The organism is Agreia sp. (genome assembly GCF_964263775.1).
Lineage (GTDB): Bacteria > Actinomycetota > Actinomycetes > Actinomycetales > Microbacteriaceae > Agreia.
The window spans coordinates 1-9,091 of sequence record NZ_CAXVWM010000152.1 but is presented as its reverse complement, the minus strand read 5'-3'; the positions used below and the strand labels follow the sequence as shown (position 1 = coordinate 9,091).

Here is a 9,091-nt window from a genome sequence, read left to right as displayed (position 1 = left end):
ATCGGCGCTGGGCCGATCCCCGACGAACTCAAACGTTAGCGGTCGGAGACGCGCTTGCGGCGAGTGACCAGCAGCGCTGCGCCGATGGCGAGGAGCAGTGCGGCGAGCACACCGACGCTCCCCAGTGCGGCCGCGTCCGCGCCCGTCTTGGCGAGACGGTCTGCGGTGGAGGGGTCAGACGCACCCGACCCAGCAGTTCCCGCACCCGCGCCCGCGCCCGGCGCACCCGCACCCGGAGCATCCGTGCCCGGCTCGTCGGTGCCGGGGTCTTCGGTGCCCGGCTCATCCGGACCCGGCGCGACCGCGACCGTGACGGCACGCTCTGCCGTCGTCACGTTGCCGCGGCCGTCGTGAACCGAGTAGCTCAGCGAGTACGCGCCCGGCTTCGTCGTGTCGACCGACCCGGAGACCTCGATCTCGGCGGTGAGGTCACCGTCGACGTTGTCGCTCGCTGCGACGCCCTCGAGCGGATCGAAGTCGGTGTTCTGGGCGATCTCTCCGTCGGCGGGAACCGTCAGCTCGGGAGCCGCATCTTTAGTGAGCGTGACCTCGTCGACGACGCTGTTCACCGGCTTTTCGTTGCCGCTCTGCTGGCTGCGGAGCGTGCGAACCGCGATCTCGTCGTCTGTGACCTCGAGGACGGTGTAGTTGCGCACCTTTTCCTGATTCCAGACTGATGCCCACCACGCGCCGGGGTTCTCGGTGTCGTAGTACTTCGAGCCGCTCGAGGAGTTCGCGGTCACGTACATGACTTCGCCCTCCTTGGCCTCGACCTTGACCGCCGCGGGCGCCTCCTTCTCGTCGGCCCTCTGGCCGTTCTTGATGAGGTAGGTGCGGGCGTAGTTGTGGTCGTGGCCCATGAGAACCAGGTCGATGCCGAGTTCGGAGATCTTCTGCGGCATGGTCTTGCGACGCTCGTCTATGTCTCCGTCGTCCTGGTGCACTCCCACCGAGTAGATCGAGTGGTGGAACGCGAGCGCCTTCCATTTCGCCTTGGGGCCCTGCTCGGCCACCACCTGATCCATCCACGCGAAGTGCGAGCTGTAGTCGCGACTGTTCGAGTTGATGTTCATGAACAGGACGTCTTTGTAGATGAACCAGTAGTCGCCGCCAGACGCGACGTCTGTGCCGGCGCCGGCCGTGAGGTCTTCGTTCGGCAGGTTGAAGTGCTGCTCGTAGGCCTTCGATGACACGTCGTGGTTGCCGTTCGTCGCGACGAGGGGAACCTCGCGCAGCAGGTCGGACTGCAGGAAGAGGTCGTACTGCGACTCGCTCGACGCCTTCTCGACCTGGTCGCCCGCCGAGAACAGCAGCTCGGCGTTCGGGTAGCTGTTCGTCGCGACGTCGAGCGTGTCTTTCCAGCCGGCCGCGTCGCTGACCTCGTTGCCGGAGGCGCCGAGCTGCGGGTCGCCGAAGAGGAGGAACGAGAAGTCGCCGGAGGACGCCTGGGTGCGGAACGTGTACACGTCTGACCAGCCCGTGTCGTCACTGCCGACGCGGTACGCGTACTCGGTGTTCTCCTCGAGCCCGTCGAGGGCCGCGTCGCGGAAGAACTCACCGCTGGTGGTGCCGCCGGCCTTCGTCGTCGGGGTCGTGCGGGCAGACGCCGGGAAGACGCCGTCGACGACCTCGGAAGCCTTCGCGAACTGCGCGACCTGCGGAACATCCAGATCGGAGTACCAGGCAAGATTGCGGTCGGCCTCGGTCGCGCCCACGCCGAGCACGAGGTTCGAGATCGTCGCCTTGGCCGGCTCGGGCAGAGCCGCGGCAGCGAACTCGAAGTAGTCGAAGTTGCCCGCGAACGGGTGGCCCGCGTCGGCGGTCACGTGCATGACCACGATCAGCTTGTGTGCGCCGGAGACGTCTGTCGCTAGCTTCACGGTCGTGGTGGTGAATGACTGCCAGTTGCTGCCGGTGACCGGGAGCGCCGCGGTCGCGATCTTGTTCGCTTCGGTCTTGTCGTCGATATAGAAATCGAGCGACGGATTCGCGCCGACGCGGCCCGAGTTGTTGACGTAGCGAACAGTGAGGGCCGAGAGGGCGGCCGCGCCGAAGTCGACCCCGTCGTAGGTGAGCTCGCCACCATCCCAGGTGCCGCCGACGTTGCCGAGCGGGGCGCCGGTCGCGTCGCTGCCGGTCTCCTTCTTCAGGCCGTTGCCGTTGTCGCTCGTGTAGTCCTCGGCCTGCACGCGAAGCGGCTCCGCGGCGATGCTCACGGCCGACGGGCTCACGGTCTGTGCTGCGATGGCCGCGGGCGGGCTCGCCAGGGCGACGGTTGCGGCGGTGAGTGAGAGCAGAAGGAGACCGGCGACGCCGCGTCTGCCGATCCTGTTCGTGCGTGGCGCGGCCGACGGGTTCGGCGTTGCGTGAGTGGTCAGCAAGGTGTCACAAGCCAATCTTGAAATAGGGAAGAGGATGGGGAAGCGGGCGCCTTTCTGGCGCACGTCGCAACTGTCGGGGCTGTGCGTGACGGCGACGAGACCGGATGGTAAACGAGCCGTGTCTCGCACATGAAGCGTCGGCGGTGACAAGCCGCATCCTGCATCGTCAGCCGAGGCGAAGCACGATGCCGGTCGTGCCCCCGCGGATGCTTCCAATCCCGGCGCCGAGGGCGTCGATGGCCCGCGGCACGGTCACACTCGCCTCGTCGGCGGGTTCTCGTGAGGTCGCGCCCGGCCAGATGACGGCGGTCACATTCTCCGTCGGCTCCGCCAGCTGCCCGCCGACGACCAAGAACTGCTGGTCGATGATCTTGCTCGTCTCGAAGTCGAAGACCTCGACGACGCCCCCGCCCAGGCCGACCACCACATCCGCGTGCGTGCCGACCGCCTCTTCGAGCGCAGCTCCGACGGGATCGGCGCCGGCCGCGTCGGCGGTGAACTCCACGAGCTCTGCTCCGCTCGTCGCCGCGAACTCCCGCGTCGCTGCCAGCAGCGTCTGCGATTCGCCCGAGTCGTCGGGCACGACCACGGCGATCCGGTACTCGGTCAGGTCCTGCACCGCGGATGCCGATGCCTCGATCGTGCGCCCGGGCGCGGGCAGGGCGTCGTCGGGCTGGGCGACGTCGGGCTGGGTGACGCAGGCCGTCAGGGCCAGCCCGAGCACGACGATCAGGGCAAGCGCTTTCGCGCCAGAAACGAAACGTGGATTGGTCGGCATCGCGGCAGTGAACACCGCGTCGGCGTCACCGAGGTAACCGGCACGTGACTCCCGGGTGAACGACCGCGCGGGTTTCACCCGATGACGGCGGCAGTTCTTGCTGCGTTGGCTGTCCGTTCACCCGCCGACGACAGAGTTCTGGACGCGCCGGACGACCGTCGCACCGCCTGTGTAAGGAGCAGCGTCATGACATCCGCCCGTACTCGCCGCGGCAGGGCCGCAGCCCTCGCCGGCGCCGCAGCCCTCGCCGCCGGGGCGTTGAGCATCGTCGGTCTCGGCGCGACATCGGCATCGGCACACGGCATGTCGTCGGTGGTCTACGCCGACATCGCAGACGGCGCCGCACCGGGCCACCTCGACGTCGAGCTGCAGCTCGAATACGACCTGTTGGTCGTCTCCGCGGCCGACGCCGAACAGGTGGACCCGCTATTCCAGGAGGGCACGGAGGCATGGGAGTACGGGGACGCCGACGAGCAGGCCGCGACGCTCGACTCCTACGCCGACACGACGCTCGCCTATGTCTCCGATCGATTCACGGTGTCGTCGGGCGGCGCGCAGTGCGAACTGGCTCAGCCCGACGGGTACGGGATAACCGAGCAGCAGGGCGTGCCCTACGCCATCCTGACCCTCGACGCCCAGTGCGCGAGCGATGGCGGCGAACTCGCGATCACGAGTGCGCTCTTCCCCGACGACGAGCAGTATGTGCTGGGCACCGAGACGATCCTGACCTACGACCTCGACGGCAGCTCAGGAAGTGCCGTGATCGACGCCGCCAACCCCGAGTTCTCTCTCGGGCAGAGCGCCGGGGAGCGTCTGTGGGAGTTCTTCGTGCTCGGTGCCGAGCACCTGCTCTTCGGCCTCGATCACATCCTGTTTCTGCTGGCGCTGATCGCCGGTTCGCGCCGGCTGCGCGAGATCGTGTTGGCGGCGACCACCTTCACGGTGGCGCACTCCATCACCTTCATCCTCGCGGCGCTGCAGGTGTTCACTCTGCCGGCCGCGATCATCGAGCCGGTCATCGCACTCTCGATCTCGATCGTGGCCGCGTGGCCGCTGCTGCGGTTGAGGCGCGCGAGGCACGACCACGACGCCGACGCCGACAAGCTGACGCCGCGGAGCGGACCGCTCGGAATCGACCGCGGCGGCTGGATCCGACTGGGCGTCGTGTTCGTCTTCGGCCTGGTGCACGGCATGGGCTTCGCGTCGGCGCTCGGCATCGACGAGCCGTGGTCGTGGGCGCTGCTGTGGTCGCTGCTGGTCTTCAACGTCGGCATCGAGGCCGTGCAGATCGGCATCATCCTGGTCGTCTTTCCGCTCTTGATGCTGCTGTGGCGGCGGGCACCACGGATCGCCCTGTGGGTCACCGGCGCGCTGAGTGCCGGCGTCGCCATCGCCGGCCTGGTGTGGTTCGTGCAGCGCATCGCCGGCTGGGAGTGAGCCGGGGCGGGCGGAGGACGCCCAGGCTCGAAGCGTGCCTGGCCCCATCCTGCCCGCCGCACCACGTTTGTGCCCTATTACCTCCATTGCGTCGCCGAGCGGAGCGCGCAATGGAGGTGTTCGGGCACGGACGCGGGCAGCCGCTGCCCAGAAACTACAGGCGGAACGACTCCAGCGTGGCGGCGAGCTCGTCGACCAGCCAGTCGAGGTCGTCGCGCGTGATGACGATCGGCGGCGCGAGGCGAATCGTCGATCCATGCGTGTCTTTGGCCAGGATGCCGCGGGCGAGCAGCGCCTCGCAGACCTCGCGGCCCGACGCGAGCGCGGGGTCGATGTCGATGCCCGCCCAGAGGCCGGCTCCGCGAACCTCGACGACGCCGTGTCCCACGAGCGACAGCAGGCGGGCGTGCAGGTGCGCTCCCAATTCGGATGCGCGGGCCTGGTATTCGCCGGTGGCGAGCAGGTCGACCACAGCGTGACCCACGGCGGCGGCCAGCGGGTTGCCTCCGAACGTGGATCCGTGCTCGCCGGGGTTGAGCACGCCGAGCACGTCGGCGTTGCCGACGACGGCGGAGACGGGAACGATTCCGCCGCCGAGCGCCTTGCCCAGCAGGTAGAGGTCGGGAACGACGCCCACGAGATCGCACGCGAACGTGGCTCCGGTGCGGCCGAGTCCCGACTGGATCTCGTCGGCGATCATCAGCACGTTCTGCGCCGTGCACAGTTCTCGCAGCGCGGGCAGGTACGAGGCGGGCGGCACCACGATGCCCGCTTCGCCCTGGATCGGCTCGACCAGCACGGCGACCGTGTTCTCGTCGATCGCGCTAGCCACGGCATCCACGTCGCCGTAGGGCACGCTGCGGAACCCGGGCGTGAACGGGCCGAAGCCGTCGCGCGCGGTCGCGTCGTCGGAGAAGCTGATTATCGAGATGGTACGGCCGTGGAAGTTTCCGTCCATCACGACGATGTTCGCCTGCTCGGGCGCGACGCCCTTGACCCGGTAGCCCCAGGCGCGGGCCACCTTGATGCCCGACTCCACGGCCTCGGCACCCGTGTTCATGGGCAGCACCATGTCTTTGCCGGCGAGCTGCGCGAGCGCGGCCACGAACGGTCCGAGGCGGTCGGAGTGGAACGCCCGCGACGTGAGGGTGATGCGGTCGAGCTGCGCCTTGGCGGCGTCGATCAGCACCGGATTCGAGTGCCCGAAGTTGACGGCCGAGTAGGCGGCGAGGCAGTCGAGGTAGCGGCGCCCGTCTATGTCGGTGACCCAGGCGCCGTCGCCCGATTCGACGACCACCTGAAGGGGGTGGTAGTTGTGCGCGGCGTGCTCTTCGACGAGCCGGATGGCGGCCGCCTGCGTGGCCGACAACTCGGATGCCGTTCCCTGAGCCTGTCGGACGGCGCTCATCGGAGTTCCAGCGTGCAGCACTTGACGCCGCCGCCGCCGAGCAGCAGCTCGGACAGGTCGACCTTGATGGGGTTGTAGCCACGCTCGCGCAGCTGCTTCTCGAAGCCCGTGGCGCGGTTCGCGATGACCACGTTGTAGCCGTCGGAGATCGAGTTGAGACCCAGGATCGCGCCGTCTTCCTCGCTGACGAGAATTGCGTCGGGGAAGCGTTTCTCGAGTTCGAGGCGGCTTGCGGTATCGAACGCGCTGGGCAGGTAGGCGATGTTCGCGTGAGCGTCGCCCATCAGCGGATCGAGCACCGAGATCGCGGTGTCGAGGTGGTAGAACCGGGGGTCGACGAGGTTCAGCGTGACGACCTCGCGGCCGTAGAGCGCTCCGATCTCCTCGTGGCTGTTCGACGCGCTGCGGAATCCCGTGCCCGCGAGAATCACGTCGCCGACGAGCAGAAAATCGCCCTCGCCCTCATTGATGTTGGCAGGCTCGGCGACCTCGTAGCCGTGCTCGCGGAACCAGTCCATGAACGCGGGCCCCTCGGGCTGGCGTTCCGGATGCGTGAACAGGGCCCCATAGGCGACGTTGTCGATGACGAATCCGCCGTTGGCCGTGTAGACCATGTCGGGCAGGCCGGCAATCTGGTCGATCAGTTCGACGGTGTGGCCGAGCGAGAGGTAGGTCTCGTAGAGGGTGTTCCACTGAGCCACGGCGAGCGAGGTGTCTGTGGGAACGGCCGGATCCATCCAGGGGTTGATGCGGTAGGCGACCGTGAAGTGGTCGGGGCGGCACATGAGGTAGTGCCGTTTCGTCGCGACGCGCGCAGGAGCCGCGGACTGGTCTGAGGTTTCGAGAGTGGACGTCATGGGGAGTTCCTCCGAGGATTGTCACGGGAGGCGGACTGAGTCCAGTGGCCACGGCCTGTTGCACAGCCGGGCACGCCTGTGCCCAGTCTTGCATGCGGCAATCCGCGCATGACGGTCACTGAACGGTGAACTCGTGCGTGGATCGCGCGGCGCTGCAAGATTTCCGCGTATCCTCGGGGAATGGACGCTCTGGATTACAAGATTCTCGACCTGCTCAAGCTGAATTCCCGCTCCGGCTACGGAGACATCGGGCAGGTGATCGGCCTCTCAGCCTCAGCGGTGAAGCGCCGCATCGACAGGCTCGTGGGCAGCGGCATCATCCGCGGGTTCACCATTCAACTCGACCCCACCCTCGACGGCACGGTCACCGAGGCCTACGTCGAACTCTTCTGCCGCGGAACAGTCGCGCCCGCCGAGCTCAAGCGCATCCTCTCGTCTGTGCCCGAGGTGGTCGATGCGGGAACCGTCACGGGCAGCGCCGACGCCATCGTGCACATGCGCTCGCGCGACATCCCGAGCCTCGAACTGGCCCTCGAGAAGGTGCGCATCGCGCCCAACGTCGACCACACGCGCAGCGCCATCGTGCTCTCGAACCTGATCCGCAGGTAGCACTGGCAGAGTTTCGCCCGTGCACGCCCCATCGAACAACCCGACCGTCGCCGATCTCCGCGCCGACCCGGGGTTCCCCGGCGCCTGGTCGGTGGATGCCGCGGGCTCGACGCCCCCGTTCGAGCAGCTGCGGGCACATGTTCTCGAGCTAGTCACCTCGGGCGATTTGCCGGCCGGCTTCCGGCTGCCGCCGGTGCGCGCCCTGGCCGAGCGGCTCGGCCTCGCGGCCAACACCGTCGCCCGCGCCTACAAGGAGCTCGAGGCCGACGGAATCGTGGAGACCCACGGCAGAAACGGAACCCTCGTCTCGGCCCAGGGCGACGCGGCGCACCGCGCCGCCCAGAACGCCGCCGCGGAGTACGCGACGAAGACCCGCTCGCTGGGCCTCACTATCGCAGAGGCCCGCGACCTGGTCGAGGCGGCTCTGCGCCGCTGATCGAGTAGCGGCGCGACGACGGAGCCCTCCCGCTCCAACCCAGGAAAAACTCGTCGATCCGCGCAAGTTCGTCCGTCACCATCCGGATTTTCCTGAGTTGCGTCGGCGGCTACCGCGTCATCGATGCACGAAGCGACCGCCGGTTTCATCCCGCACGGCTCGGCACGCCTCTCGTGCAGCGCACAGAGGCGACACTGGAAGCAAGGGGAGAGAAGCACCATGGACATGAACACCCGCGAGCCTGCTCGGCGCGCCCGGCACGCAGGACCGATCAAAGACGACGTGCCCCCTGAAGGCTCAGCGCAGGATGCCCCGGTGCAGGACGCGCCACAGGACACCGACACCAGGGAAGACGCCGTCGACGCGCTCGTGCTCAGCCGCCTCGAGCGCACCGACGACTCCCCCGCCCGGGTGCGCAACTGGAAGCGCGACCTGCTCGACCTCACCCTGCGCAACCCGCTGCTCAACCTTCCGCGCACCCAGAAGGTGCTCGACCTCGTGGTTCCTCCCGGGCTGCTGCCCTCGATCGACGACGCGGTGCACGCGGGGCGCAAGCTGCGCCTCTCGAGCGGCCTCGACGCATCCGGACGCAAGCGGGTCGACGGCATCGACTCGCACACGCCCCTCGCCCACGACGAGCTGAGCGCCGTGTTCCGCACCTCGCGCACGCTCTTCTCGCAGCTCGACGACGAGAAGCACCGCACGCAGCTTCGCGCCCTGAAGCGCGAGGCCGAGTCACTCGAGCAGGAGACGGGCAGCAACTACCTCTACCTCACGCTCGGCACTCTGGTTCACACCCGGCCGGATGGGCGCGAGGCGCGCGCTCCCCTGTTTCTGATGCCGGTGCGGCTCACCGGCGGCTTGTCGTTCACCCCCTACTTTCTGGCCGCCGAGGGCGACGACCTCGCGACCCCGAACCTCTGCCTGCTGCAGTGGTTCGAGACCACGCAAGGGCTCGACCTCAGTGAGCTGCGCGAACCCGCCATCGACGACAGCGGCCTCGCGATCGACGCCGTGTTCGCCGGCATCCGTCGACAGCTCGCCGAGGCCGAGCTGCCCTACCGACTCGAGGAGTCGGTGAGCCTCGCCATCCTGCGCTTCTCGACCTTTCAGATCTGGAAGGACCTCGATCGCAACTGGCGCTCGCTGCTGTCGAACCCGGTCGTCAGGCATCTGGTCGAGCGC

At 68.1% G+C, this 9,091-nt stretch carries 8 protein-coding genes; 4 read left to right on the top strand and 4 right to left on the bottom strand.

Annotated features, from left to right (window positions below):
* Positions 1–35: 35 nt before the first annotated feature.
* Together ACE5CZ_RS11470 and ACE5CZ_RS11465 are read right to left on the bottom strand one after the other, a co-directional pair.
* A complete protein-coding gene (locus tag ACE5CZ_RS11470; protein ID WP_374947460.1) occupies positions 36–2,381 on the bottom strand; it encodes an immunoglobulin-like domain-containing protein in 2,346 nt (781 codons plus the stop codon).
* 166 nt (positions 2,382–2,547) lie between these two features.
* Positions 2,548–3,159, bottom strand: a complete 612-nt coding sequence (locus ACE5CZ_RS11465) for a hypothetical protein (RefSeq protein WP_374947459.1) — start codon at positions 3,157–3,159, stop codon at positions 2,548–2,550.
* 186 nt (positions 3,160–3,345) lie between these two features.
* On the opposite strand from ACE5CZ_RS11465, the gene ACE5CZ_RS11460 reads away from it, so the two are divergent.
* Positions 3,346–4,596 carry a HupE/UreJ family protein gene (locus ACE5CZ_RS11460; protein WP_374947458.1) on the top strand — a complete coding sequence of 417 codons (1,251 nt, stop codon included), beginning with the start codon at positions 3,346–3,348 and terminating at the stop codon, positions 4,594–4,596.
* Between the two features lie 154 nt (positions 4,597–4,750).
* Here the strand turns inward: ACE5CZ_RS11460 and rocD are convergent, their stop codons facing one another.
* Positions 4,751–6,004: an ornithine--oxo-acid transaminase gene (rocD, locus tag ACE5CZ_RS11455; protein WP_374947457.1), complete on the bottom strand. Its 1,254-nt coding sequence runs from the start codon at positions 6,002–6,004 to the stop codon at positions 4,751–4,753.
* A complete protein-coding gene (gene ddaH, locus ACE5CZ_RS11450) occupies positions 6,001–6,861 on the bottom strand; it encodes a dimethylargininase (protein ID WP_374947456.1) in 861 nt (286 codons plus the stop codon). Before ddaH ends, rocD begins: the two co-directional genes overlap by 4 nt.
* Positions 6,862–7,041: 180 nt before the next feature.
* Here ddaH and ACE5CZ_RS11445 point away from each other — a divergent pair, with 180 nt between their 5' ends.
* From ACE5CZ_RS11445 to ACE5CZ_RS11435, 3 genes are all read left to right on the top strand, one after another.
* Positions 7,042–7,470: an Lrp/AsnC family transcriptional regulator gene (locus ACE5CZ_RS11445; RefSeq protein ID WP_044440623.1), complete on the top strand. Its 429-nt coding sequence runs from the start codon at positions 7,042–7,044 to the stop codon at positions 7,468–7,470.
* A 19-nt stretch (positions 7,471–7,489) separates the two neighbouring features.
* Positions 7,490–7,906 (top strand): GntR family transcriptional regulator, encoded by a 417-nt coding sequence (locus ACE5CZ_RS11440; RefSeq protein WP_374947455.1) that lies wholly within the window; start codon positions 7,490–7,492, stop codon positions 7,904–7,906.
* Between the two features lie 219 nt (positions 7,907–8,125).
* Positions 8,126–9,091 (top strand): DUF4011 domain-containing protein (locus tag ACE5CZ_RS11435; protein ID WP_374947454.1); only part of this gene is annotated, 966 nt, incomplete at its 3' end.

What these genes read in the sequence shown, in the direction of transcription:
- ACE5CZ_RS11465 (WP_374947459.1), bottom strand. Translation starts at nt 3,159, where the DNA reads ATGCCGACCAATCCACGTTTCGTTTCTGGCGCGAAAGCGCTTGCCCTG.
- rocD (WP_374947457.1), bottom strand. Translation starts at nt 6,004, where the DNA reads ATGAGCGCCGTCCGACAGGCTCAGGGAACGGCATCCGAGTTGTCGGCC.
- ddaH (WP_374947456.1), bottom strand. Translation starts at nt 6,861, where the DNA reads ATGACGTCCACTCTCGAAACCTCAGACCAGTCCGCGGCTCCTGCGCGC.
- ACE5CZ_RS11460 (WP_374947458.1), top strand. Translation starts at nt 3,346, where the DNA reads ATGACATCCGCCCGTACTCGCCGCGGCAGGGCCGCAGCCCTCGCCGGC.
- ACE5CZ_RS11445 (WP_044440623.1), top strand. Translation starts at nt 7,042, where the DNA reads ATGGACGCTCTGGATTACAAGATTCTCGACCTGCTCAAGCTGAATTCC.